Here is a 23,854-nt window from a genome sequence, read left to right on the forward strand (position 1 = left end):
AGTTCGCGTGGCGACCGAAGCCGGGCTGGTCCGGATCGGGTCGAACTACGACCTGTGCCACGGCTTCCTCGATCACACCGGGCTTTCCCTGTGACCACCACTAACTCAATTACCGAAACCTCTGTAGCTTATTAGCTCCTGCTAATTACGTCGCATAGGCTCGTCTGTACTTGCAAGGTGCCCATGCCATGAGCGCTCAAACTGGGCTTGTGCGGCGCCGTGCCGATTCTTCAAAATCAACCCGGTGATCTCATCGGCGGTGGCCATCCCAATCTGTCCGTCGATCGCGTGCGGACGATGCAGGGCCAGAACGATATCCGAGTCCTCCTCGATCGATCCGGATTCCTTGAGTTCGTCGAGTCGCGGCAGTTTGTTCGGGTCGGCCGCGGATCGGTTGAACTGCGAACCCACGACGACCACGAGTTCAAGCTCCCTGGCCAGCAACTTGAGGCCCCGAGTGAACCGACCGATCTCCTCGGCACGGGTGATCGCGCCGCGACCCCCGCTGTCAGCCTTCATCAACTGCAGGTAGTCCACGACGATCAGGCGTAGCTCACGCCCGGACTCGGCGAGCGCCGCTTTGGCGGCAGTGGCTGTACGGCGGATGTCGGAGACGCTGCTTGCATGGGTGTCGATGTAGAGCGGCCACTGCGAGATTGCCGAGATCGCTCCGGAGATACGGTCCCACTGGTCGTCGTCGAGGCACCCGGGCTCGCGGAGCTTGTTGAGTTCGACGCATGCCTCCGCAGAGATTGCTCTTTCGATCATCTGCTGAGCGGACATCTCCAGCGGAATGAACAAAACCCCGTTGTCGTCTCGGCACGCCTGACGCGCCCAGTCCATCATCACGACGGTCTTGCCGGTCCCGGCGCGGCCGGCGACGGTGACGAGACTGCCCGGCTGCAGGCCGAGGGTGATCTCATCGAAGCGGGACCAGCCCGTGCGCAGGCCAGCGGGGACCTCGCCGTGCAATCGCTGGTCGAGCAGCGCGAAGTACTCGTAGACCTGGTCGCTGATCGACGGCAACAGCTGGGCTGTCGTCGAGGTCGAGGCGAGCGCGTCCATCAGGAACGCCCGGTTGGTGTCGAGGTCCTGGCCGTCGTCGAGCGCAACCGCGGCCTGCTGCAGCGCCCTGCGGCGGGCTTCGACCGCGGCCCGGTCGGCGATGCGGGCAACGTGATCGGTTGGCGCGGTGGATGTGAACGACTCCTGCACTGCGGCGGAGAGCTCGTTGAACCCGCCGACTGCGGTGAGGCTGTCGGCAGCGTCGAGGGTGACCATGACCGTCGAGAGGTCCACGGCACCGGTGTCGGCGGTGCGCGCGATCGCGGTGAAGACTGTGCGGTGGGCGGGGACGGTGAAGGCTGCGGGGGTGAGGAGGCCGAGGGTGTCTGTGGTGAACCCCGGGTCGTCACCGCGCAGCATCGTGCCGAGGACGATCCGCTCGGACAGCACCATTCCGGTACTCATCGCGGACTCTGACCGGTGCGGCGCAGCAGCTGCTCGTGCATGGTCTGGATCTGCGCGGGTAGTGGGCCGGGGTCGCGCAGGGTCGGTTCGGGGAAGTGCGTTCCGGGGGCGTCGATCATGCGGACGCGGATGACGGCGCCGGGGCGGTCGAGCGCCCAGGCGTGGGTGTGGCCGGGTCGGGCGTAGGACTTCGCTTCGGCGCCGTACACGAATCGGGAGTCGTCGACGGTGAGCTTGAACCGCTTGTCGAACGCCTGAGTGGCCTTTCCGCCCTTGTTGGCTCGGTCGTTCGGGGACAGCGCGTCCTGCACGGCGCGGAGCAGTTTGTCGCGGTCCGGCGGTTGCATCGCAGGGATCCGTGGCAGCTGGCCTTCCGCGGCCGGCGCGATGCGGGTGGTCTGGTCTTCGAAGCTGCGGGGGAACGGCATCGTGAACGCGACGTCGATCAGTGCTGGGCCGTCGATCGGGCGCCATTGCACGCCGAGTTCGCGGAGCGCTTCACCGGTGATGTTGTCGCGCCAGGCGTACATGGTCGGGTCGGAGGCCTTCTCCCGGCCGGGGGCGACGGCGACCATCGAGCCTTGCGATTTCGGGTCACCGTGTACGACAAGCCAGATGGTGCGATCGGCTCGCGCGGCCATGCCTCCGAGCGCGAGGTCGGTGAGGACAGCGTCGCCGCGGTGGTCGTCGGCGCTCGTGGTCCTACTCGCGGGGGGACGCCGGCGATTCGGAGTCCGCGACGAGGACCGCCACGTTGGTGCGGCCGTGCTCAGGCTGCGGCCGCACTTACGGCATTCCGCACCGTTCGCGACGAGCCAGTTGCAGCCTGGGCAGATCACACGAGCCCCGGTATCGAGGAGTTCCTGCGCGGAGAACTGGGTCATGGGCGGCACCGTACGTGCGCGCTTCTCCGCAGTTCTGGAGTTATCGGAGCATCGAACACACGCCCTTCCTCAGCCCACTTGATGGCCGACTGGTCATGCACCGGTCTGACACTCGCCCGTCGTAGAGAACGTCTCCGCCAAAATGCCGGGTACCGATGCAGGGAACCAGCGATGCAACGACTGAAACACTGTCGGTGATCGTCTCTAGCGTTGCAGTCACCAGTTCACGACGAGCCACCAGGAGAGCTCAATGCCCACCACCGCGTCCCGCCCCGCCAACGGCGTCGCTCGCTTCGTTGCTTACGACCGCAACCCGGTCCGGATCGGTAACCCGGAGGATGGCACCGCGATCTCGGTCCGCGCGGAGACGTTCGTCGAGGAGTACGCATCGATCGCCATCAAGGAGTTCGCCGAGAAGTCGAACGGCGACTTCGACACCGTGTACGTGAAATTCGATGCCGCCTCGACCGGTGCGCAGGGCATGAAGCACGACTTCGGTGCCTCCGCAGAGCCCGGCGGCGCGCTCGCCGAACGCCTGCGCAAGGCGTACGAGACCGGCACGCCGGTGTACGTGGCAATTGAGACCCGACGCCGTAAGCACGTCGAGAACAAGCGTGACGAGCCGATCGACCCGCGGATGCCGATCCACACGTTGCGCGGCGCGAGCGGCGAGTCGCTGTCGGGGCAGCCCCAGGCAACCAAGGCGAACTGCGTCAAGGTCATCGTCGTCGCCGGTTCTGTCGACGACCCCACCGACACCGCGATCGCATCGGATAAGGACCTGCGCTCTGACATCAGCGAGTGGACTCAACTGCGCGGCAACAAGCTCGGTGATCTGCCGCCGGAGGGGTGGCGTTGCCTTGTAACCGACGGCAAGCGCACCGGCGGCATCACCCCTGACGCACCGAAGTCCGGCTCCGCGGATGTCGATGCGATTGCCGAGGCTGTCGCCGGGAAGATCGCAGGGACAAAGGGCGCTCCGGCCCGCTCGGGGCAGCCCGCGGCCAACAGCGGCTTGCGCGGTCGACCTGGCCTGGTCGCGGAGGCGAAAGCCTGGGAATCGGTCAACAGCGACGGTCGCCCGAACATGGGCTCGTACCTTGCGGCGAAGCTGCGGGCCACCCACCAGTCGGCGGTGTACCTGTTCCAGGATGCCCTGACCGCGGTCGAGGAGTCCGAGCAACCGGAACTGACCGAGGAGACATCACTCGAGCACGTATGGCAGCTGACCGAGCTGCTGTTGTGGCTGGCAGACCAGGTCCAGAAGACCGTCGTCGGTGCGATCAACCGGAACGAGGCGTCGCACAAGGAAGCGGGCCAGTGGGTGCAGCAGATCATCAGCACCCGCTACCCGTACGCGGTCGAACACATCACCGACGACGACGCACGCCGGGAATGGTCACTGCTCGTCGGAAAGGCTGCTGCGGAGGACTTCTCGCGAACGCAACGGATGATGGCCGATTACCTCGGGATCGACCTGCAGCCTGCAGCGGAAACGCGACCCCAGCAGCAGCAGGAGCAGCAGTCAGCCGGTCGAGGTGAGGCCACCACCTCACAGCCGACTGCACAGCAGCGGCAAGACCAGGTTCGCGGCACAGCATCTGCACAGCAGCACCTCCCACCGGAGCAGCGGAGTCCACGTCCCCTGACCGCCGGTGAGGACCCGGACGCGGTCACCGCGTGGAAGAAACTCGCCGACGCCTGCGGGATGGGTGAGTACATCGACCAGCTGAGATTCATCCTCAAGGCCACCTTCGGGGTCTCCCAGGGCCTGCTCGGCGAGATCGAAGCCACCGCCTTCACCCGTCAGGTCGCCCAGTGGGCCGCCAACCCGACCGACTTCCGCGAGCAGGCCGGGCACGCCTTCAACAACGACCCCGAGAACCGCAAAGCCAGCTGACACACCCACTTTCGACCCCAATACCACCGCACCACCGAACGAAAGGCACCGCCATGGCAGGCGACACCGTCATCACGATCATCGGAAACCTTACGGCCGACCCGGAGTTGAGATTCACCCCTGCGGGTGCGGCGGTCGCGAACTTCACTGTCGCATCCACCCCGCGCAACTTCGACCGGCAGTCGAACGAATGGAAGGACGGCGAGGCGCTGTTCATGCGCTGCAACATCTGGCGGGAGGCCGCCGAGAACGTCGCCGAGACGCTTACCCGCGGCTCCCGAGTGATCGTGCAGGGCCGCCTCAAGCAACGCTCGTACGAGACCCGTGAGGGCGAGAAGCGGACCGTTGTCGAACTCGAGGTCGACGAGATCGGTCCCTCGCTGCGGTACGCCTCCGCGAAGGTCACCAAGGCCAACCGCAGCGGCGGCACCGGTGGCACCGGTGGCGGTTTCGGTGGTGGAAAGGGCAACTCCGGCGGCGCACCGTCCGACGACCCGTGGGGCAGCTCCCCACAGAACGGCAACTTTGCCGGCGCCCACGCCGGCGGCAGCGACGAACCACCGTTCTGACCCGAGTACCCACCACGCGGCGGCAGGCGCCTTTTCCCGGTGTCCTGCCGCCGCTCCGCATGAAGGGGAGCCAGCCATGACCCGCACAAACGACGGCCAAGATGACCACATCCAGTCCCGATTGAGCGACGACGTCGTGCAGCAGTCACCGCCGCCTGGCCGCCAGCCGGACCCTCTGACCCGGTTGCACGACCTCCGCACCGCCGTTGGGGAGTCCCTGCGACCCGCCGTCGACCATGCCATCGCGCTGGCGCTGGAGGCAGAGCACCTCGCTCGGCGCACCTCCGCCGAGTTCGCGACGGCCGTCGAGCCCGCCTTCCCGCCACTCGTGCGTCTGCTCGCGGATGCTGCTCCCGACTCGGGAAGTGAGTGCGCCGGCTGTCTGTGCAGCCCGATCAGCGCGCGCCACAACCCGCCACGCATAGGCGGCAGTGTGCGTGCGCGCGTTGCGCAATCCGGCCTGATCCTGCGTTGAGTGTCCTATCCGTGCTCGTCGATCGCGCGTATTATCCTGGTGAGGTAATTGCGGCGCGCTTCGCGGATAGATGAAACATCGGAGTTTCAAGCATGGTTGAGGAGCTTAAATATCGAGGTGAATTGAAGCCTCGCAGCGACGCACCCTCAACGGAGTCTCTTGATGATGCGTCCCGACCGTCCAATATCGGCTACTTTCGAGATGGAACTACTCTCGCGAGCGAAGACCCCGACGAGATACAAGATGCCGTTTCTCGCGTATATGCACCGCACAGACTGGAAGTGGCCCCTGGCCTTCTCCGGGTTGATTCTCGTTTAAACACGATCGAGTTGGGGGATGTCACTGTCGGGTACCTCACGTACGGGCAAACAGTTTGCCTGGAGATTCCGCCTGGTGCATTGACGGCGTACCACGTAAATATCCCTGTCGCTGGTCAGGCGGAGACGATCTATCGAGGCGGATCGGTTAGTGGAACAACGACTCTCGGTGCTTTCTACGGTCCAGGTCAACCTGCAACAATCCGATGGGACCAGAGTTGCTCGCAGATCTGCGTAAAGTACCCTATTAAGGCGCTCGAAAGGGAACTCGAGACTCTGCTCAATCGACCGATTGGCAAACGTATCGAGTTCGAACCGGGAGTAAACGTTGGGTCGCCTGACGGAATACGATGGCTCCGTACGATCACGCTACTCGACCGATCTGTTGAACTCCTGGATCATCCGGTCCTCTCGAAGCGACTGGAATGTCTTGTCATCGACGGGTTGTTGTTCGGCCATCGACATAACTATTCGGATGAGCTGTACAACTCCCAATCAGAAGGTCGATCGAAGGCTGTCCAACATGCCATCGACTACATCGAAAGTCACCCGGCGGAGCCTGTTGGGGTACGAGATTTGGCCAAGGTTTCAGGTCAAAGCGTGCGGGCGTTGCAGCTGTCGTTTCAGCGAAGTCTGGGTATGTCGCCGATGACGTACTTACGGGACGTCCGGTTGTCGAGAGCTCGCGAGCAACTTCTGCGGGCACCTAGTGGATCCATGACTGTGACGCGAGTGGCGCATGACTGGGGTTTTCTGAATCCAGGCAGATTCGCAGCGTTGTATCGAGAGAAGTTCGGCGAAATGCCCTCAGAGACACTACGCGGTATCTAGTTTGTTGCGACTGATCATTCGCAACCTTCGGGCCAGCCGTAGGTGCCGGCTGCGCCGACCGTCGAGACCCAAGTTCGCAGGGCGAACCTGGGTCATCCGACGTCAAAGGGCCTTGAGTTCCTCGGTGACCTCGGCGACCGACTTCTTCGCATCCCCGAACAGCATCGAGGTGGTGTCGGCGAAGAACAACGGGTTGTCGATGCCGGCGAACCCGGAATTCATCGACCGCTTCAGCACGATCACCGACTTCGACTGATCCACATTCAAAATGGGCATCCCGTGGATCGGCGACGACGGATCGTTGCGGGCCGCCGGGTTGGTGACATCGTTCGCACCGATCACCAGGGTGACATCGGTGCGGGCGAACTCGTCGTTGATGTCGTCCATTTCCTTCATCGCGTCGTACTCGACGTCCGCCTCCGCGAGGAGCACGTTCATGTGCCCGGGCATCCGGCCCGCGACCGGGTGGATGGCGTACTTGACCTCCACCCCCTTCGACTCGAGCATCTTCGCCATGTCCTTGACCGCATGCTGGGCCTGCGCCACCGCCAACCCGTACCCGGGAACCACGATCACCTGATTCGCGTACGCCATCTGGATCGCCGCATCCGCCGCCGAGGTGGACTTCGCCGTCTTCACGGTGCCCTCGCCGACCGCGGCCGCACCGCCACCGCCGCCGAACCCGCCGGCCACGATCGCCGGAATGGACCGGTTCATCGCCTTCGCCATCAGGTTGGTCAGGATCGAACCCGACGCACCGACGATCATCCCGGCCACGATCATCGCCTGATTATTCAAAGCCAGACCGGCGGCCGCCGCGGACAGCCCGGTCAAAGCGTTGAGCAGCGAGATCACGACGGGCATGTCGGCACCGCCGATCGGCAGCACCACCATCAACCCGAGCACCGCCGCCAGCACCAGCACACCCACGATCCACCACTGGCTGGTGGGGCCGGCCGGGTCGATGGCCTTGACCCCGATGGCCACCGCCAACGCGACGGCCCCGATCAGCAGCACCGCATTGAGCGGCTGCTGCAGTTTCCCGATGCCGATCGGGCGGCCGGGCAACGTTTCCTGCAACTTCAGGAACGCGATCACCGAACCCCAGAACGAGATCGACCCGATGATCGCCGCGAACAGCGACGCGATGACGATGTGCACCGTCGGCGACTCACCATGGGCGAAGGCGGTGAACCCGTCCGAGTCCAGGAACTCCGCGTAGGCGATCAGGGCGACGGTGCCGCCACCGACACCGTTGAACAACGCCACCAGCTGCGGCATCGCGGTCATCTTCGTCCGCAACGCCGGCGGCACCCCGAGGACCACACCGATGACCAGGCCGGTGACGATCAGCACCCAGTTGGAGGTGTCCCGGATCGCGATCAACGTCGCGACGACGGCGACGACCATGCCGGCGGCGGCGATCTGGTTGCCGCGGACCGCGGTCTTCGGGCCGGTCAGACCCATCAGACCGTAGATGAACATCGAGAACGCCACGATGTACAGCACGTTGACGAGGTATTCCATTACCGGTCCCCACCCTTCTCAGCAGCAACAGCGGTGGGGGTGGGCTTGGACTTGAACATCGCCAACATCCGGTCGGTGACCACGAAACCACCGACCACATTGATCGTTCCGAACACCAGGGCCACGAACAGGAGCACCTGCAGCCCCCACGGCGGGTTCTCGACCTTGCCCAACACCACCAGCGCACCGAGCACGACGATGCCGTGGATGGCGTTGGTGCCCGACATCAGCGGGGTATGCAACGTGTTCGGGACCTTCGAGATCACCGCGAACCCCACGAACCCGGACAACACCAGGATCGCGATGTTCGCCAACAATTCGGTATACATCTAGGGCACCTCCCGGTTGCCGGTGGCATCGAGGTCGTCACCGTATTCGTCGATGTACTCGAAGAACTCATACATCCGCCGGGGCACCATCACGTGGTCGAGGAACCCGACGAGCGGCGTGGCGAGCATTCTGAAAAGCGTTGTGATCATGAGGGTTCCTTGGTTTCACGGGTGACGCAGGACGCGGCGAGGACCTCGTCCGAGAAATCGGGGGCCAGCTTCCCGTCGACGAGCATCAACTCGAGCAGCGCGGAGATGTTCTTCGAATACAGCTCCGAGGCGTGCTCGGGCATCGACGCGGGCAGGTTCAGCGGCGAGCAGATCGTCACCCCGTGCTTGACCACCGTCTGACCGGGTTCGGTGAGCTCGCAGTTGCCGCCAGTCTCCCCGGCCAGATCCACCACGACGCTGCCCGGTTTCATGCCCTCCACCGCGGCCGCGGTCACCAACCGCGGTGCCGGACGGCCCGGCACCAGCGCGGTGGTAATGACCACGTCGAAGCCCTTGATCGCGTCCTCGAGCGCCTGCTGCTGCTGCGCCTGCTCCGCCTCGGTCAGCTCGCGGGCGTAGCCGCCCTCACCTGACTTGCACAGTTTTAGTACCCCGGTCAACGTGTCGGTAGTTCCAGCGAGGTGAGGATGGCTGCGGCTTCGACGGTGAGCGGGTCGCGGCGGTGTGGGGGTGGCCGGCGATGGTCAGGCTGATTTCTTGTAGCGGGCGCAGGGTTTTCACGATGCGCCCGATCGAGACCCCGGTCTCGGCCTGCAGGTAGCGGGCGACCGCGAGCGCGGTGAACACGACCGTGAGGTGGGCTTCGATCGCGTCGCGGGTGTGGTGGAACATCGGCCGCGCCCGTAGGTCGGTTTTCGACATGCGGAACGACTGCTCGACATGCCAAAGGTCGTGATACTTGCCGATCACCTCGCCCGGGTCCATCAGTGTGGCGGGGATGTTGGTGACGTAGCCCTTGTTAGGCCGAGTTCGGCCTAAGAAGGGTTATGACGATGTCGGGGTTATGCCGACCCGGTCCGCATCGTTGCTGGTGGCGGCCTCGTCGTCGGTGGATTGTTCGGCATAATCACAAGCCTTGCAGCCAAGCCAGGAGCGAGTCCGGCGGTGTGTAGTCACCTGCCACGACGTCCGGTGGACGTGTCCGTTCGAGAGCGCGTCGTTTGATGTCCATGTCGGCGTGAAGATAGATGGCGGTGGTCGCGGTGGATTCGTGGCCGAGCCAGAGCGCGATGACCGCGGTGTCGATGCCGGCGGCGAGGAACCGCATCGCCGCGGTGTGCCGGAGGGTGTGGACGGTAATGCGGGTCTCCGCCAGTTCCGGACAAGCCGGTGCTGCGCGGTGCAGGTGGGTGCGTAGCCGTTGCGCGATCGCATCGGCGGACAACGGTTCGCCCCGCGGGTTGGGGAACAACGCGTGACCCGGATGTGTGTGACGTTCGCGCAGATAGGCTTTCAGAAGCATAGCGGTGCCGGCTGTCAGCGGTGTGGTGCGGCGTTTGCGGCCCTTCCCGGTGCAGGCAACATGCGCGGCGGTGCCGAGATGAACACTGTCGACGGTCAAGGAGATCAACTCGCTGACACGCAGGCCGGTGTGGGCGGCGAGCGTGAACATGGCCTGATCCCGTCGCCCGGTCCAGGTTGTGGTGTCGATCGCGTCGAGCAGGGCCTGCACCTGGGTGGCGGTGAGATAACTTAACTGCGGTCGCGGGTATTTCTTGACGGGGATCGCCTGAACTGCCGCGATGGTGTCGAGAAACTCGGGCATGATCGCGCACTCGAAGGTCAGCACCGCCTTGATCGCAGCCAACCGCAGGTTCCGGGTGGCGATGCTGTTGCCGCGATCGTTCTCGAGGTAGTCGAGGAACTCGGTGACGCAACGGTGGTCAATATGTGCCAGTTCGAGTGCGTAGGGCGGCAACTGCGCGCGTTCGGCGACGAACGTGAGCAGCAGCGCCCAACTGTCACGGTAGGTCCGGATCGTGGCCGGGCTCAACGCCCGCTGGGTGGGCGCGTAGCTGGTGAAGTACCGCTGGAGGATCGGGGCGAGACGGTGGTTCATCACCCCTCCTGGTCACGGTCGAGGCGCCCGGCGGCGATCGCCGCGACTTCCGGTGCGGCCTGCAGGTACCAATAGGTGTCGACCGGATTGGAATGCCCTAGCCAGAAGGACAATACGGAGAACGTGTGCCCGGGATCGCGTCCGCTGTGGTAGGCATCGATCATCGTCCACGTAGCAAAACTGTGGCGCAGATCGTGCAAGCGGGGGCGGGCGCCGACACGACGGACCAGTCCGACACGACGCACCATCTGATGGAAACCGCCGCAGACCTCGGAGTAGGACACCGCGGTGCCTCTGCCGGTGACGAACAGCGGCCGATCGGCGCCGGTGCCCAGACCGTGCCGTGGCGGGCCGTCGAGGTAGACCCGGAGCATCTCGGTGGTGCTGGGTTCGAGGCAGACGATGCGTTCGCGACCCAACTTCGCGTGCCGGATCATCAGGGTGTTCTGTTCGGTATCGAGATCACCGACATTCAGCTGCAGCGTCTCACCGATGCGCATTCCGGTGACGAAGAGCAGCCCGATGAGCGTGCGCATGGTCGCGGCACGCAAGGGCGTGAACACCACGTCGGCAGCATCCATGAGGTCGACGATTTGCGAGGTCGAATACAGATACGGGGTGGCTCGACGAGACGAGGTCGGTGCCTGCCGACAGGCCGGCACGACGACGGGTAGGCCGGATCCGGCGAGATAGAGCGCGAAGCCCCGCACGATCGACAAGCGGGCCGAGACCCAGGACGGTGCCGCCTGATCAGGGGCGTTCGTCCAGGTCAGCGCGTCGGAGTTGCTGAACAGCAGACTGTCGTCGCGACTGTGAGGCAGCGAGGCCACGAACTGCGGGAGCAATCGTTCTATCTTGCGGCTCGGTTGGAATCCTCGTGCGATGCGGAAGGCGAGGTACTCGTCGATGAGAGCAGCCCAGTCGCGCATCACTGCCCCCTGACCGGCCACGGGCGGGCCAGGGGACGCATCGACGTGAGGTCGAACGACGAGTACGCCATGGTGACCTGCCGGGTGGCGTGACCGAGCAGCTCACCGACCTCCTCGAACGTGCCACCACTGGCCAGAACGGCCCGAGCGGCGCTGTGCCGCAACCGATGTGCGTAGATCGTTCCCAGTCCTGCCGTGCGGGCGTTGCGGGCGACCGCGGCAGTGACCGCGCCGCGGGTCATCGGCACCGGAGTGCCGTAGTTCGTGAGGAACACTTCACGGAGAGGTGTCGGACTGGGACGTCGATGCAGGTACTCCACCAAAGCAGAACCGACATCACCGGGGAGGGGCAACACGAGGACGTTGCCGCCTTTGACCCGCACTCTCAGGTGGGCGTGTGCCCAGTCGATGTCGTCGAGACGTAGTCCGCCGGCTTCGCCGGCACGTAACCCGAGTCGGGACATCAGGATCAGCAGCGCGTAGTCGCGGGCTCCGCCCAGCGTCCGCCGATCCGGCGTCGCCAACAAGCGTGCCAGTTCGTCCGGGTGCAGCGCCTTCGGGATCTTGCCGGACCGATGAGTGATCACCGTACCGACCGCACCCGCCAGATCCGAGCTCATCCGCCCGGACATCCACGCGAACCGCAGAAAGCAGCGCAGCACAGTGGCTTTGAGTTTGCACGATTGTGGGGCGTATCGCCCGCTCAGATCCGTGACATAGGACCGGACCTGCGGACCCGACACTGCGTCGAGGTCGAGCGTGCCCGACGCCGGCGTGACGGTGTCGAGAAATGCCCGAGCGTGCCGGAGGTAGCACTGACGGGTCATCGCGGATGCATTCTTGTCCGTGATCAGGTATCGGTCGAAGTCCTCGATCGCGTTGTCGATCGTGATCCAGCGGGCGTGGTCATTGGTGGTGGACATGACTGGGTTTCCTTCCCTTCGTCACCAGGGAAGACCAGCATCACGCCTGACTCGACAGTCGGTGACTATGCCGAACAATCCACCGGCGACGAGGCCGCCACCAGCAACGATGCGGACCGGGTCGGCATAACCCCGACATCGTCATAACCCTTCAACCCGACCAATGATCGGGCCCGATCGAGAGATGCGGTGTCGAGGGTGCGGCCGCCCGCGGTGGTCTTGACGAACCGCGTCGACTTCGGAGCTGTGCCGCCGTCGACGACCTCCCTGGCCCGGGCCTCCTGGGCGTTGAGTGTCTGATTGTCGCGGACCGCCCGTCGTTTCGAGTACTGCCAGACCGCCCGCCAGGACTTCGGATGTCCGGCCGCGCCCCAGACCGGTTCGGTGCGCTTGTTGACGTTGTTGACGGTGCTCTTCGCGTGCCGGGGAGTGACCGTATCGATTATCTGTCCGTCAGCGAAACTATTTCCGTTCCAATGGAAATGGTTTGCGAGATCGGCGGGGGCTTTGGTGACGCGGGACCCGACGATGAACTTGAGTCCGGCCTCGTCGAGGTCCTTGAGATTGCCGGCGGAGAGCATGCCTGCGTCGGCGGCGACAACCATCTCGACGCCCTCGATGTCGTGGCGGGCCTGGAACTGCCGGACGATCGGGACGATGGTATGGGTTTCTGCCTTGTTCCCTTCGAAGCAGCCGATCTCGAGGGGGAACCCGGTACGGTCGACGAGCAGGCCTACCACGATCTGCGGATCCACCCTGCGTTCCTTCGAATATCCGACCTTGCGCAGGTCGTCTTCCTTCTCTGCCTCGAAGTACAGCGTGGTGACGTCGTAGAGCACCAAGCTCAATCCGCCGGTCGCGGCGGCATGCTCGAAACATTTCTTCGCGACCCGGTCTCGGTAATCGCTTGTGGCGCAACGCTTCAATGCGTTGGCGTAGGTGTTGCGGTGGGCCGGGGTCAGTCCGATCTCGGCGACGACCCGGCTGGTGTCGCTCATCGATGTCGGCTCGACGAGCCGACCGAGGACCAGCTGGAAGAACGCGTCGTCGTCGACAGCATCGAGACCCAGGCGTCGCCATCCGGTCTCGATCGCCTCGATCAGCCAGCGGGACCGTTTCGTCGCGATCACCGATCCGCGTTCCCCACCACCGCCGAGGTCGAGGTCGAGTTCCTGCTGGCCGGCCTGCAGCTTTTCCCGGGCCGCCTGCAACAGTGCCGCCAACTCGCCCTCGGTGTGGGCGGAACCGAGGTGCTCAAGGATCTTGTGGCGGCCCCCGTCCTTCGCGGCGATCTGCACCGCCGTCGCCCCCGACGCGGTCCGAACCTTGCGGATATAGGCAGCCACAACCGGCGATCCTACCGACCGATTAGTGCCCCATATCCCCGACCCGCGAATCCACTACCAGCACAAACGCCAGCCGAAGCCGGAAATGCCCATCGACCTGTGCAAGTCAGGTCGCGGGCGTAGCCGCCCTCACCGGCGGCGTCGATCCCCAGATCGAGCCACTGCGCACCGACCGAGCGGACCTGGTCGGCGACCTCCGGGCGCACGTCGTAACCGGTGGCCCGGCCACCGAGACGCTTCGCCGTCGCCAACGCCTGCAGGCCGGCGACACCGACACCGAGCACCAGCACCGTCGCCGGCTTGACGGTGCCGGCGGCGGTGGTGAGCATCGGGAAGAACCGGGTCGACTCCGACGCCGCGAGCAGCACCGACTTGTATCCGGACACGTTCGCCTGCGACGACAGCGCGTCCATCACCTGGGCGCGGGAGATCCGCGGGATCGCCTCCACCGCGAACGCCTGCACCCCGGCCGCCTTCAGCGCACCGACCTGATTGTCCTGGTTGCGGGGGGCAAGGAACCCGATCAGAGTCTGCCCGGCATGCAACCGGCCCACTTCCTCGTCCGACGGCGGCGCGACCTTCACGACCACGTCCGCCGACCACGGATCGGCGATCTTCGCCCCCACCTCGGTGTACAACTCGTCCGGGATCAGCGCGCCCAACCCGGCACCCGACTCGACCACCACGTCGACGCCTTGCTAAGTCAGCAACGCCACGATCTTTGGTACCAGAGCGACGCGGCGCTCATTTTCTTGCGACTCACACACAACACCTACGCGCCCGGCAGCGGAGCGAGCGATCTGCGCACCGTACGATGCACTCGTCAAGGCAATTCCCCTTCGGTTACTGAAAAGCGTTGGTGGCCAATACCAGCCGAACTCCGCGACGTCGACACCCGTTTGCGCTCCGTGCGCACTGGCGACTTTATAGGCGCACGGCGGTCTGTGTTGAGAGGATTCGCGGGAAGGTCGCCGAGTCCTGCTGTGCGCCAAGCAGATACTAACTCACTGCGTCCGCAGTCTCCACCTTCGTTATCTGTCCAAAACAGTGCGCAAAATGTCTCGGACGTGTGTGGGCTGGGTCATAAACTTGTCTGCATCACAGAGCGCATAGAGCTGTTGGATTCGGAGTAGACAAATGGGCGCCGCACTAAAACCACAGGACCGCCGTGTATCGGTGGGATGGAATGGTGGGGTTCATCGTGAACAGTCGAAGATCACTTCGACAGGAATTTGCCAAGCTGTCAGTGAGCTCTCGGTGTTCGAAGTGGCACCAGCGCTATTGGTGGAAGCCCGCCTCCCTTTCAGTCCATCCGACGTATGGAAGCGGTTGACCTTTACGGACAGCGAAATAGTTTCCATCTCACCCGCATTGCGCTGTCAGGAGGTCGGCGGTGTATCAGTAAACCTAATCGTGGGAGAGCCGTTAGCGCCGAGTCGCGCCGTCGATGCGGAACTTATTGGTTGCGTCCTTCGCTTGAACGGCGCCGTCGTAGACTGCGGACCCTCGGCCGAGATCCATTGCAACGCCACGGAAACTCTGATCACTATGAGAGAGGTTTTGCTGCGCGAAGAACTAACGCCGTATAACGTGATCGGCCCGTTTACAGGCGCAGCAAATGCGGTTCCCGGAGATTACGTCGAAGCGTCCTTCTCCTGGTTCGGCGCCGTCTCAGCCTTCTTCGCCGGTCCCTGAGAGAAATTCGAGCAATATTATGCCGAAAGATGCGAACGGATTGAACGTGAGTCTACTCGATGCTTCCGCGATGGCGAGCCGGGAAAATGGCGGTCGTAGTCATCCCTACTCGAGCGTTTCAGCGCACGCCTACGGAGTGCAGGACGAAGCGATCTGCAACCTGATCGAGGCCGGCGATCACATCGTGGGTGTAGTGGCAGAAGCGAGAGCCGGTGTGGGAGGGGAGGAAGTCGCAACTGGCTGGGTAATGAGCTCGATGATCATACCCGGGGCCACGGTGCCTCCGAGTACGGCACAGCTGATCGGCACCACGGTGCAGGGCTACCTTGCAGTGGTCCTCGAACACACCTTGGTCGGGCACGAGACCACCCCCACACAGGCGATGTCTGCGATACGGACCGTGCACGGCGCGGTTGTCGTGCGTGAGCTCGAACCGAGCACCGGTGTTGACGACGAAATCGCGGCAAACCTTTCGATCACCAACGTGCAGCTTGGCGTCCAGGGTCTCCCACCCAACGGCATTGACCTGATGACGGAAGCGGTCAAGATCGAGGGGAACGGGGAAACATTGTCCCGCGGCGTCGGTGGATCGCTGGGTAGTCATCCGGCCGAGATCCTGGTGAGCGCTGCAAACATCTTCGCCAGACGAAATCAGTCGCTCGACGGCGGTTGGGTGGCCCTGATCGGCCCATTGACCCCGCCTGTCACATATCCACTCGACGCAACAATTACTGCACGATTTAGCACGCTTGGAGAGGCACAGATTCCGCGGCCTCGTCGCTGACCTCCATCGAGTCAACTAATTCCCCTTTACATTACAGCCCACGACATAGCCCCAACGAAAGGAACGACCGGAATGGCACTGAACCTGACCGACCGGCATGAAAAGATCAAATCGTTCGATTGGGAGCCGAACTATTTCCCGAAGGACGCCAAGTACGGAACAAAATACAAGATCCCACCCAAGACGAAGGACCCGTTCCGTACGCTCATCAGCGATTACGTGAAGATGGAGGAGGAGAAGGACGATCGGGCCTACGGATCGTTCGAGGGGTTGCTGTCGCGCCTGAACAACAGCGCACAAGCCCAACCGCGGTTCATGGAGGTCATGAAGCCGCTGATGTCCATCGCGCCCTATGCCGAATACTCCGGCGTAAAGCTGTGCTCAATGCTGGTGGATACCTTCGAAAATCCTGAACTGCGCCAGGGCTACTTTGCGCAAATGATCGACGAAGTGCGCCATACGAATCAGCAGGCATATCTCCAGCGCTACTTCGCGAAGAACGCGCCTGACCCGGCTGGCTTCAACCACGGATTCAGGATCCGATCACAGAATCCATTCGGGCGTGCAGGACGCGCGACCTTCGAGACATTCACCAACGGCGACCCGATCACCAACGCCATTCATCTACTTGTGGGCGAATCCGCATACACCAACTCCCTTTTCGTTGCGGCGACCGAACTAGCCGCCGCGAACGGCGACCAGACGACCCCATCGATCTTCCTATCCATCCAGTCCGACGAATCACGCCACATCGCCAACGGCTACACGACGCTGTCGGCGGCACTGTCGAACCCGGACAACATCGAGATGGCACAGGACGACTTCGACAAGGCTTTCTGGCGAATGCACCAGTTCTTCGACAACTTCCTCGGAATCTTCTACGACTACTACGGCAAGGTGCGTCTGAAGCCCTACCAGCACTACTGGCAGCAGTGGGTGTGGGAGGACTTCGTCGGGAACTACGTCGAAAAGCTTGCTCCATTCGGACTTGAGGTCCCGAGCTGCGCTACAAACGTCAAACATGACGTGGAAAGCGGCGCCGGGCACACCGCAGGAATGCTCTCGGCGGCATTGTGGCCGGTCCACCCGTGGCGCAGCGACTTCATGGATGACGCCGACGTCGAGTTCTTGGCGAACAGCGATCCCAACTGGGAAGAGCACTTCGGCCAGTTCTGGCGCGACTTCCGCGAGATGGGTGATCCGAAGAACGCGTACCTGCCGCTCGACCAGTTCGAACAGATGCCCAACATCTGCCGAGTATGCCAGATGCCGTGCGTGTTCCCCCGGATCGATATCACTGAGCCCCGGTACTTCGTGGACCAGACCGGGCGGCGTCACGCAATCTGCTCGGGTCCGTGTGAACGTATCTTCATCGACGAACCGCATCGGTACCAGGGTGAGACGTGGTTCGAGATCAACGACGGACTCTCGCTAGCCGAGTACATCGAGCGTAATGGCCTGCTGCGTTCGGACGGCAAAACCCTCATAGGTCAGCCCCACCTTCTGACCGACGAACGGTGGCTATGGACGATCGATGACATCCGACGGAACGGATTCGTCATCCACGATCCGCTTCCGGACGTGCCGGCCGAGGACCTGCGGCCCATCTTCGTCCCCGGGCTCGATCCGGTATCGGTATAGAGCGATTCCCACCCGTAAGCTTCGAGTAAAGGCATCCAAGAATGATCGCTATTGAACAGGAGATCCCGGAGGCGCCGGGATTTGCCTCGCCGAGAGATCTCACCTACCTGAAACCGCGACGACGACGGATCAGCGAGTATGAGGCCGTAATCTGTGCGGTTCAGCCAGATATGAACCAGTACGAGACCGGCGGCTGGTACTATCTCCGCCCGAATGGCGAGGGAACCTATGACTCGTCGAGCACCAGACTGGTGCATCCCGACTGGTTCGAATTTCGCGACCCAAGTAGTGCATGGCAGCGTCCGTACACGAAGAACAAGGCCCAGCACGAGAGGGCAATAGAGGCGGCAGTCGAGACCGTCAAGCAAAACGGATCCCTCGACAACATCTCAGAAGCCTGGCTGGGTCTCATCGCGCAGTACTACGAGGCGTTCGCCTGCTTCGAATGGGGACTCTTCAAGGCCTACGCCTTTGTCGGGCGAGAAGCGCTGTCCGATACCCTGACGATGACGGCGACGTTCAGTTGCGCCGATCGGCTGGCACACCAGCAGGACATCGCACTGTTCAGCCTGGAACTGTCAGACCATCTCACCGGATACAGCGAGGGGATCGGAAAGAAGACCTGGCTCAACGATGAGAAGTGCCAGGGCGCTCGGAAGCTGATCGAGAAACTGTGCACCGTCGACGATTGGTGTGAAGTCGTCCTTGTTACTCACCTACTCATCGACCCCCTGCTGACAAACTTCATCAGCCGGGCCTTGTTCCAGAGTCAGGCGGCACGGCACGGTGACGTCGCGACGGCCGTCATCGAGACCATGTCGGAGCAAGACAGGGCACGCGCTCTGGATTCGACGCTCGAACTTCTGTCAATGCTCACCGGTGAGAAGTCGCGCTCAGGCTTGCCGGTCCCGGCCGAACAGAACCGCGGTGTCATCCAGGAATTAATCGACCACTGGGAACCGATGGTGATGGATGCACTGGCAGGTTTCTCAGTGGTATACGACCTAATCCGGTCACCAGACGACGAGGCAGCAGACGACATCGTATGTCGTGCATACGAGAAGACCTCTGCGCTGCTGTCGCAGTACGGATTGAATCTCGAGCGGTTGGAGCAGTAGCAATGAGAAACAACTTTTCTAGCGAAGCTACTCCGCACAAATCCGTCGGTCTCGCACTGGCGAAGAGCGAGGAGACGACCGCCACCATTGAATACATGGCGTCCGATGTTCCCCACGTCACCATTCAGGATCGCGGCACGTACTACCTCCTGGAATCGGAGTCCGAAATACGTGTGCCCTTCGGCGAGGTGTCGGAATTTCTCGGACGCGAGCTGTCACTTGGCGGGTTCATGGTAAGCATGTCAGCGTATTTTGGTCGTACGGAAGTCGACGACAATGAGTTTGTCGTGACTGCAAGCGCCGAATTGCCGAACACAGTCTGACTCAAGGACGGCAGGCGAACCGCGAATCCGAATCGTTCGCACCACACGTTTGGCTGGCACAGTCTAGCGGAGGATACGACCCACGCGGATTCGTCCCTGAGGCGGCCATCGCGCAGGAACGCTTAGCGGTAGTCGCAACTGCGCAGGCCAGAATATCCGCGATTCGCCTGCCCGGCGCTTTCGGAATCATCGGCGCCCCGATGATTCCGTGAACTATAGGAGTAACACTTTGTACCGCACAAGATTCCTTCCCGACGATGTAGAGATTACGGTGGAACCAGATCAGGACATCCTGACCGCCGCCCTCTATGCCGGCGTGAACCTGAAATACGGGTGTCGTCACGGCAACTGCTCGACCTGCAAGCATTGGCTGATCGAGGGCGACGTCGACAACTCGAAAGCGTCTGCGGATGCCATCTCACATGACGATCGTGAGAATGACGCTATCCTGCTGTGCTGTGCATACCCGACGAGTGATGTTGTGATCGAGATCGAAAGCGATATCACACAGCCCCTTCCGGAGCTGATAAAACCGGAGCGGCGTTGTGCGGTCGTGAACGAGATCGAGGCAGTGGCTGGTGGGCACATGACTCGGCTCGTCGTAGAACTAGACGAGCCACTGAGTTTCCGATCCGGACAGTTTTGCGAATTCATACTCGACGATCACGCGAGTGGGGAACAAGTCCGCAGATGCTACTCCATTGCGTCGTCCCCTGCCGCCGGGAGCAAACTAGAATTTTGCATCAAGGTTGTCGAAAGGGGCTTCTTCGGCACATTGTTGAAGAACTTGACCCCCGGCGACAAGGTTGAATTGCAAGGGCCGTTCGGGACGATGTCCTACAAGGGTGACGGTCGTGAAGTTGTCATGGCTGCTACCGGTTCGGGCATCGCTCCGTTGCTATCGATACTTCGCGATCTCGGCGAGGGGGATGCTCGGCCGAAGATCACCCTCTACTACGGCGCACGATCGATGATTGAACTTGGCTATGTGGACGAGTTGACGGCGCTGAGCAGAGATCGCGACTGGTTCGAATGCTATTTCTGCATTTCGCAGGAAGAGACTCCGTCGGATTCGGATCTTTACCGATCCGGAAGAGTTGTCGAAAACATGGCGCGCGACATTGCCAGCGGATCGCATCTCGATGCCTACATCTGTGGTGCACCCGGAATGTGCGACACCGTCACGGGCCTGCTGGAGGCAAAAGGCGTACCCGAGTCGAGAATCTTCGCCGACAGGTTTTTTCCCGCAGCTATCAACTTACACGATGTGAAGTGAAGGTTCACCATGACAAACGATCCCCAAGTCCGGGCCCTACTCGACGAAACCGCCGCTGACAAGGTCGGAAAGTGCTGGGGCCTCGGCTCCGACACCACCAAGGACCCCGGACCGTGGGAGGGCGAGCAGCGCAATATGTGGAAACCGACCCAGCAGCAAGGCCTGTGGTTCCACGGTGGCAATCTCGGACGAGGTCGAGGACCCGTCCGCTCGTCAGCTCGGCGAGAAGGGCAACCTGTTCGAGCACGGCCGCCCCAACAAGATGATCAACGACTACACGGCCGATGCGACGATGCGCTCGATCGAGAACAGCCTCGAGCGGTTGAAGACCGATCGCCTCGACATCGTGTGGGTCCACGACGTCGCCCAGGACTTCTACGGCGACGAGTGGTTACAGATGTACGACAGCGCCCGCACCGGGGCCTTCCGGGTATTGACCCGCCTCCGTGAGGAGGGCGTCATCAAGGCCTGGGGTCTGGGTGTCAATCGGGTCGAGCCGCTCGAGATCACCCTCGACCTCGACGAGCCACAGCCGGACGGGTTCCTGCTCGCCGGCCGCTACACCCTCCTCGATCACGACCGGGCCCTGCAGCGCCTGCTGCCCGCTGCCGCGGCGCAGGGCGCCGACATCGTCGTCGGCGGCCCCTACAGTTCCGGGATCCTCGCCGGCGGCACCCACTTCGAGTACCAGGAGGCCCCCACGGAGATCGTCGAAAAGGTCACCCGCATCAAGAAACTCGCCGACCAGTACGGCACAAGCATCAAGTCCGCGGCCCTGCAGTTCTCCCTCGCGCACCCCGCCGTGGCCGCCGTCATTCCCGGCGCAACTAAACCCAGCCGCATCGCCGAAGACATCGCCGCCACCACCGATCCTGTGCCGCAGGAGTTTTGGTCCGATCTTCGCGAACAGGGTCTCATCGCCACTGACGCACCGACCCCGGCGTCCTGACCCCCACGACCAACATCCCACCGAGCGATACGAAGGATTCATCATGGCCCGCACATCCGCATGCATCGACCTGCCAGCACCCGCCGATCAGGTCTGGGACCTGATCGGCGGATTCGACTCCCTACCGGACTGGCTGCCGTTCATCCCGTTCAGCAACCTCAGCGAGGGCGCCCGCGTCCGCACCCTGACCACCGAGGACGGCGGCACCGTCATCGAACGCCTCGAGGCCTTCGACAACGCCCAACGGTCCTACAGCTACTCGATCATCGAGGCACCGTTCCCCGTCACCGGCTACCGATCGACCCTCGCCGTCCACCCGAACACCGACGGCACCTCCCGAGTGGAATGGTCCGGCGAATTCACCCCCGTCGACGTCTCCGACGACGAAGTCGTCACCCTCTTCAACGGCATCTACACCGACGGACTGGTAGCCCTCGCCCACACCATCGACGCCCGTCACCGAACAGGCCAGGCGGCCGGCTCGTAGACGGTGTGACCGAACCCGGTTCCCAACCGCATCTCGTACGGCGCAGTCGAGCAACCGTGCAGCCCGGACAGAACGCGAATGTTCTCGAGCGGGGCGAGCGGGCGGGCAGCCTGCTGACATCGCCGATGGAAGGTGCCGCGGTAGAGGGCACCGGCCGGAACCGCCCCGATCCCCGGCCGCGTTCGAAGTCAAGAAAATCACCACCACCGGTGGCAACGACTACTCCGCCCGCCACCGGGGTGACGCCGTGTGCGGCTGCCGAGGCCGCGTAGTGGTGGTCGAGCACGGCATTGTCACGTTAACGGTAGTGGGGTCCGGCTGGCAGGATCGGTTTGGTGAACACCGCAGCGCCGTCGTACAAGCGTCACCGCTTCCCGGTCGACATCATCCAGCGCTGCGTGTGGTTGTACTTCCGCTTCAGCCTCAGCTTCCGCGATGTGGAGGAGATGATGCTCGAACGCGGTGTCGTGGTGTCTTACGAGACGATCCGGCGCTGGTGCGCGAAGTTCGGGCAGGACTGGGCGAGCCAGCTGCGGTACCGCCGGGCACGACCGGGCGATAAGTGGCACCTCGACGAGGTCTTTGTGCGGATCGATGGCGAACAACGCTACTTGTGGCGGGCGGTCGACCAGCACGGCAACGTGCTCGACGTGCTGGTGCAGTCCCGCCGCAATGCCAAGGCTGCCAAGCGATTCTTTCGTAAGCTGCTCAAGGGCGTGCGATACGTGCCGCGGGTGCTGGTCACCGACAAGCTGTCCAGTTACACCGTCGCGCATCGCGACCTGCTCGGCTCCGTCGAGCATCGACGATCCAAGTACCTGAACAATCGAGCCGAGAACTCGCATCAGCCGACCCGGCAGCGCGAGCGGGCGATGAAGCGCTTCAAATCGATGAGGCACGCGCAGCGATTTCTGTCGGCGTTCTCGTCGATCTCACCACACTTCCGGCCACACCGACACCGATTGTCGGCGGGTGAGTACCGGCAGGTGATGGTCGCCCGGTTCACCATCTGGCGTGAGATCACCGACACCGCGGTCGCCGCCTGAACCACTCACAGCAACATCCGACTCGGACAATGCCGCACCCGAATCCGATGCCCTGCAGACTCTCTCAGTTAACGTGACAATGCCTTCTCGAGAGCGGGGTGCTCAATCCGTACTTCGACAGTCGTGCGATCGGCTCCATCGCTCGACGCCGTCGTACGACCATGCCAGTCTTCAAAGAGGCTCCGATCTTCATCCCGCCGTTCGCAGTGCAGGAGCGAATCGTCGAGGTAATCGGCGCGGTCGACGACAAAATCACCACTCTCGTGGCCGAGATGAGGACTGCTGAGAGACTCCTCAATATTGTGCTCTCGGAACACTTCACGTCGGCCGAGGGGACACGTCACCGGATCGTGGACCTGTGCTCCCACGTAGTCGGAGGAGTCTGGGGACAGCCCGCCGGGAAGAACGAAGTGGATCGGCTTGCGCTTGGACCTCGCATCTACGCGCCGGGCACTTCAGAGTTCGTTACAGACGGCTCGCCGGTCCGGTCGTTCACGATCAAGCAGGCGGACACACGGACGGTGCGAGAACAAGACATCATCCTCGAACGTTCCGGCGGTTCGCCACAACAGCCCGTCGGGCGAGTCGCTATCGCAGGCCCCGAACTTGAGCCGTGCGTGCCCACAGACTTCCAGCGGTTGATGAGAGTAAACCCGGAGAAGGCTCTCCCCAGGTACGTGTTCTGGCGGCTCCGACACGACTGGGCATCTGGACTGACCCGCAACTACTCCCGCCGCACCACCGGCATCACAAACCTGTCGGTAAAGGACTACATCGCCCGCGAGATTCCCGTGCCTTCGATGGAAGAACAGGCGGGACTCATTGAGAGCGTTGAAGCGGTGGACGCACTCGTCACCGCACTGCGCGCAGAGATCGCCAGTCTCCGTCACGTTAGAGCGGGGCTGCTGTCAGGTCTGCTGGACCGAACCATCGACATCGAGTCCGCCGAATTGGAGGTCTGAGC

General features: G+C 63.0%; 22 protein-coding genes and 4 pseudogenes. 14 read left to right on the forward strand and 12 right to left on the reverse strand.

Features of this window, described 5'->3' with window-relative positions:
• Window positions 1-141: 141 nt before the first annotated feature.
• Together Q7514_RS28765 and Q7514_RS28770 are read right to left on the reverse strand one after the other, a co-directional pair.
• Window positions 142-1,470, reverse strand: coding sequence for a replicative DNA helicase (locus Q7514_RS28765; RefSeq protein ID WP_330136681.1), 1,329 nt, complete (start codon window positions 1,468-1,470; stop codon window positions 142-144).
• A complete protein-coding gene (locus Q7514_RS28770; RefSeq protein ID WP_330136682.1) occupies window positions 1,467-2,354 on the reverse strand; it encodes a hypothetical protein in 888 nt (295 codons plus the stop codon). The genes Q7514_RS28765 and Q7514_RS28770 overlap by 4 nt, the downstream gene beginning before the upstream one ends.
• 250 nt (window positions 2,355-2,604) lie before the next feature.
• Here Q7514_RS28770 and Q7514_RS28775 point away from each other — a divergent pair, with 250 nt between their 5' ends.
• The 4 genes from Q7514_RS28775 (at window position 2,605) to Q7514_RS33265 (ending at window position 6,446) form a co-directional block, all read left to right on the forward strand.
• Window positions 2,605-4,254, forward strand: coding sequence for a hypothetical protein (locus Q7514_RS28775; protein ID WP_330136683.1), 1,650 nt, complete (start codon window positions 2,605-2,607; stop codon window positions 4,252-4,254).
• A gap of 53 nt (window positions 4,255-4,307) precedes the next feature.
• Window positions 4,308-4,823 carry a single-stranded DNA-binding protein gene (locus Q7514_RS28780; protein ID WP_269593026.1) on the forward strand — a complete coding sequence of 172 codons (516 nt, stop codon included), beginning with the start codon at window positions 4,308-4,310 and terminating at the stop codon, window positions 4,821-4,823.
• 76 nt (window positions 4,824-4,899) lie between these two features.
• Entirely contained in the window at window positions 4,900-5,298 is a 399-nt protein-coding gene (locus tag Q7514_RS28785) for a hypothetical protein (RefSeq protein ID WP_330136684.1), read from the forward strand.
• A gap of 92 nt (window positions 5,299-5,390) precedes the next feature.
• Entirely contained in the window at window positions 5,391-6,446 is a 1,056-nt protein-coding gene (locus Q7514_RS33265) for an AraC family transcriptional regulator (protein ID WP_408016210.1), read from the forward strand.
• A 102-nt stretch (window positions 6,447-6,548) separates the two neighbouring features.
• Here Q7514_RS33265 and Q7514_RS28790 read toward each other — a convergent pair whose 3' ends face one another.
• From Q7514_RS28790 to Q7514_RS28835, 10 genes and pseudogenes are all read right to left on the reverse strand, one after another.
• Window positions 6,549-7,973: an NAD(P)(+) transhydrogenase (Re/Si-specific) subunit beta gene (locus Q7514_RS28790; RefSeq protein WP_330136685.1), complete on the reverse strand. Its 1,425-nt coding sequence runs from the start codon at window positions 7,971-7,973 to the stop codon at window positions 6,549-6,551.
• Window positions 7,973-8,302: an NAD(P) transhydrogenase subunit alpha gene (locus tag Q7514_RS28795; protein ID WP_330136686.1), complete on the reverse strand. Its 330-nt coding sequence runs from the start codon at window positions 8,300-8,302 to the stop codon at window positions 7,973-7,975. The genes Q7514_RS28790 and Q7514_RS28795 overlap by 1 nt, the downstream gene beginning before the upstream one ends.
• Entirely contained in the window at window positions 8,303-8,452 is a 150-nt protein-coding gene (locus tag Q7514_RS28800) for a hypothetical protein (RefSeq protein ID WP_330136687.1), read from the reverse strand.
• Window positions 8,449-8,886: pseudogene (locus Q7514_RS28805) on the reverse strand (NAD(P)(+) transhydrogenase (Re/Si-specific) subunit alpha); the annotation flags it as partial. The gene Q7514_RS28800 and the pseudogene Q7514_RS28805, both read right to left, overlap by 4 nt.
• A gap of 23 nt (window positions 8,887-8,909) precedes the next feature.
• Window positions 8,910-9,271 (reverse strand): annotated as a pseudogene (locus tag Q7514_RS28810) (IS1634 family transposase); the annotation flags it as partial.
• Window positions 9,272-9,380: 109 nt separating this feature from the next.
• Entirely contained in the window at window positions 9,381-10,373 is a 993-nt protein-coding gene (locus Q7514_RS28815; protein ID WP_330136688.1) for a tyrosine-type recombinase/integrase, read from the reverse strand.
• On the reverse strand, window positions 10,373-11,302 hold the full coding sequence (locus Q7514_RS28820; RefSeq protein ID WP_330136689.1) for a tyrosine-type recombinase/integrase: 930 nt from the start codon (window positions 11,300-11,302) through the stop codon (window positions 10,373-10,375). The genes Q7514_RS28815 and Q7514_RS28820 overlap by 1 nt, the downstream gene beginning before the upstream one ends.
• Window positions 11,302-12,225, reverse strand: coding sequence for a tyrosine-type recombinase/integrase (locus Q7514_RS28825; protein ID WP_330136690.1), 924 nt, complete (start codon window positions 12,223-12,225; stop codon window positions 11,302-11,304). The genes Q7514_RS28820 and Q7514_RS28825 overlap by 1 nt, the downstream gene beginning before the upstream one ends.
• A 143-nt stretch (window positions 12,226-12,368) precedes the next feature.
• Window positions 12,369-13,571, reverse strand: a pseudogene (locus tag Q7514_RS28830) (IS1634 family transposase); the annotation flags it as partial.
• 104 nt (window positions 13,572-13,675) lie between these two features.
• Window positions 13,676-14,371, reverse strand: a pseudogene (locus Q7514_RS28835) (NAD(P)(+) transhydrogenase (Re/Si-specific) subunit alpha); the annotation flags it as partial.
• Window positions 14,372-14,708: 337 nt separating this feature from the next.
• On the opposite strand from Q7514_RS28835, the gene Q7514_RS28840 reads away from it, so the two are divergent.
• From Q7514_RS28840 to Q7514_RS28885, 10 genes are all read left to right on the forward strand, one after another.
• On the forward strand, window positions 14,709-15,266 hold the full coding sequence (locus Q7514_RS28840) for a hypothetical protein (RefSeq protein ID WP_330136691.1): 558 nt from the start codon (window positions 14,709-14,711) through the stop codon (window positions 15,264-15,266).
• A gap of 19 nt (window positions 15,267-15,285) precedes the next feature.
• A complete protein-coding gene (locus Q7514_RS28845; RefSeq protein ID WP_330136692.1) occupies window positions 15,286-16,050 on the forward strand; it encodes a hypothetical protein in 765 nt (254 codons plus the stop codon).
• A 72-nt stretch (window positions 16,051-16,122) separates the two neighbouring features.
• The gene (locus Q7514_RS28850; protein WP_330136693.1) at window positions 16,123-17,691 is read left to right on the forward strand and encodes a ferritin family protein; all 1,569 of its coding nucleotides are present in this window, start codon (window positions 16,123-16,125) and stop codon (window positions 17,689-17,691) included.
• A gap of 41 nt (window positions 17,692-17,732) precedes the next feature.
• On the forward strand, window positions 17,733-18,809 hold the full coding sequence (locus Q7514_RS28855; protein ID WP_330136694.1) for a ferritin family protein: 1,077 nt from the start codon (window positions 17,733-17,735) through the stop codon (window positions 18,807-18,809).
• A 2-nt stretch (window positions 18,810-18,811) separates the two neighbouring features.
• Window positions 18,812-19,132: an MmoB/DmpM family protein gene (locus Q7514_RS28860; RefSeq protein ID WP_330136695.1), complete on the forward strand. Its 321-nt coding sequence runs from the start codon at window positions 18,812-18,814 to the stop codon at window positions 19,130-19,132.
• Between the two features lie 208 nt (window positions 19,133-19,340).
• Complete coding sequence (locus Q7514_RS28865; RefSeq protein ID WP_330136696.1) at window positions 19,341-20,408, forward strand: 2Fe-2S iron-sulfur cluster-binding protein; 1,068 nt, start codon at window positions 19,341-19,343, stop codon at window positions 20,406-20,408.
• Between the two features lie 175 nt (window positions 20,409-20,583).
• Window positions 20,584-21,357 (forward strand): aldo/keto reductase, encoded by a 774-nt coding sequence (locus Q7514_RS28870; RefSeq protein ID WP_330136697.1) that lies wholly within the window; start codon window positions 20,584-20,586, stop codon window positions 21,355-21,357.
• Between the two features lie 43 nt (window positions 21,358-21,400).
• The gene (locus Q7514_RS28875; protein WP_330136698.1) at window positions 21,401-21,844 is read left to right on the forward strand and encodes an SRPBCC family protein; all 444 of its coding nucleotides are present in this window, start codon (window positions 21,401-21,403) and stop codon (window positions 21,842-21,844) included.
• Between the two features lie 332 nt (window positions 21,845-22,176).
• Window positions 22,177-22,890 carry an IS6 family transposase gene (locus Q7514_RS28880; protein WP_330136699.1) on the forward strand — a complete coding sequence of 238 codons (714 nt, stop codon included), beginning with the start codon at window positions 22,177-22,179 and terminating at the stop codon, window positions 22,888-22,890.
• Window positions 22,891-23,051: 161 nt separating this feature from the next.
• The gene (locus tag Q7514_RS28885) at window positions 23,052-23,852 is read left to right on the forward strand and encodes a restriction endonuclease subunit S (protein WP_330136700.1); all 801 of its coding nucleotides are present in this window, start codon (window positions 23,052-23,054) and stop codon (window positions 23,850-23,852) included.
• Window positions 23,853-23,854 lie beyond the last annotated feature (2 nt).

The organism is Rhodococcus artemisiae, assembly GCF_036327795.1.
GTDB lineage: Bacteria > Actinomycetota > Actinomycetes > Mycobacteriales > Mycobacteriaceae > Rhodococcus > Rhodococcus artemisiae.

Excerpts from the sequence above, each read along its gene's own strand:
- Q7514_RS28765 (WP_330136681.1), bottom strand. The coding sequence starts at position 1,470 with ATGAGTACCGGAATGGTGCTGTCCGAGCGGATCGTCCTCGGCACGATG.
- Q7514_RS28770 (WP_330136682.1), bottom strand. The coding sequence starts at position 2,354 with ATGACCCAGTTCTCCGCGCAGGAACTCCTCGATACCGGGGCTCGTGTG.
- Q7514_RS28775 (WP_330136683.1), top strand. The coding sequence starts at position 2,605 with ATGCCCACCACCGCGTCCCGCCCCGCCAACGGCGTCGCTCGCTTCGTT.
- Q7514_RS28780 (WP_269593026.1), top strand. The coding sequence starts at position 4,308 with ATGGCAGGCGACACCGTCATCACGATCATCGGAAACCTTACGGCCGAC.
- Q7514_RS28785 (WP_330136684.1), top strand. The coding sequence starts at position 4,900 with ATGACCCGCACAAACGACGGCCAAGATGACCACATCCAGTCCCGATTG.
- Q7514_RS33265 (WP_408016210.1), top strand. The coding sequence starts at position 5,391 with ATGGTTGAGGAGCTTAAATATCGAGGTGAATTGAAGCCTCGCAGCGAC.
- Q7514_RS28790 (WP_330136685.1), bottom strand. The coding sequence starts at position 7,973 with ATGGAATACCTCGTCAACGTGCTGTACATCGTGGCGTTCTCGATGTTC.
- Q7514_RS28795 (WP_330136686.1), bottom strand. The coding sequence starts at position 8,302 with ATGTATACCGAATTGTTGGCGAACATCGCGATCCTGGTGTTGTCCGGG.
- Q7514_RS28800 (WP_330136687.1), bottom strand. The coding sequence starts at position 8,452 with ATGATCACAACGCTTTTCAGAATGCTCGCCACGCCGCTCGTCGGGTTC.
- Q7514_RS28815 (WP_330136688.1), bottom strand. The coding sequence starts at position 10,373 with ATGAACCACCGTCTCGCCCCGATCCTCCAGCGGTACTTCACCAGCTAC.
- Q7514_RS28820 (WP_330136689.1), bottom strand. The coding sequence starts at position 11,302 with ATGCGCGACTGGGCTGCTCTCATCGACGAGTACCTCGCCTTCCGCATC.
- Q7514_RS28825 (WP_330136690.1), bottom strand. The coding sequence starts at position 12,225 with ATGTCCACCACCAATGACCACGCCCGCTGGATCACGATCGACAACGCG.
- Q7514_RS28840 (WP_330136691.1), top strand. The coding sequence starts at position 14,709 with ATGGGCGCCGCACTAAAACCACAGGACCGCCGTGTATCGGTGGGATGG.
- Q7514_RS28845 (WP_330136692.1), top strand. The coding sequence starts at position 15,286 with ATGCCGAAAGATGCGAACGGATTGAACGTGAGTCTACTCGATGCTTCC.
- Q7514_RS28850 (WP_330136693.1), top strand. The coding sequence starts at position 16,123 with ATGGCACTGAACCTGACCGACCGGCATGAAAAGATCAAATCGTTCGAT.
- Q7514_RS28855 (WP_330136694.1), top strand. The coding sequence starts at position 17,733 with ATGATCGCTATTGAACAGGAGATCCCGGAGGCGCCGGGATTTGCCTCG.
- Q7514_RS28860 (WP_330136695.1), top strand. The coding sequence starts at position 18,812 with ATGAGAAACAACTTTTCTAGCGAAGCTACTCCGCACAAATCCGTCGGT.
- Q7514_RS28875 (WP_330136698.1), top strand. The coding sequence starts at position 21,401 with ATGGCCCGCACATCCGCATGCATCGACCTGCCAGCACCCGCCGATCAG.
- Q7514_RS28885 (WP_330136700.1), top strand. The coding sequence starts at position 23,052 with ATGCCAGTCTTCAAAGAGGCTCCGATCTTCATCCCGCCGTTCGCAGTG.